At 45.9% G+C, this 425-nt stretch carries 1 protein-coding gene; it reads right to left on the bottom strand.

Annotated elements, in window-relative coordinates; translation table 11 throughout:
• Window positions 1–425: AIR synthase related protein (locus KH400_RS21365; RefSeq protein ID WP_246589966.1), on the bottom strand; the 425-nt coding region annotated here is incomplete at both ends.

The raw sequence follows: 425 nt of genomic DNA, 5'->3' as shown, positions 1-425 counted from the left end.
CCCTACACACATTGCGTTAACGAGCGGGTTGCCTTCATAGCTTTGATCAAAATGAACTTCTCCGCCGACTGTTGGAATACCGATACAGTTTCCATAGCCTGCAATCCCTGCCACTACTTCTTCAAACAAGTACTTCACGCGCGGTGAAGTCAGTTCACCAAAACGAAGAGAGTTTAATACCGCAATTGGACGAGCACCCATGGAGAATACATCACGGATGATTCCGCCAACACCTGTTGCCGCTCCTTGATACGGTTCAATTGCAGATGGATGGTTATGTGATTCGATTTTAAATACAACCGCTTGGTTGTCTCCAATATCAACGATTCCAGCGCCTTCCCCAGGACCTTGAAGAACATGCTCTCCTTTTGTCGGGAATTTGCTTAAAACAGGCTTTGAGTTTTTATAACTGCAATGCTCTGACC

Source organism: Desertibacillus haloalkaliphilus, from assembly GCF_019039105.1.
GTDB classification, from domain to species: Bacteria; Bacillota; Bacilli; order Bacillales; family KJ1-10-99; genus Desertibacillus; species Desertibacillus haloalkaliphilus.
The sequence above is the reverse complement of the archived record's forward strand: the minus strand, read 5'-3'. Positions and strand labels throughout refer to the sequence as shown.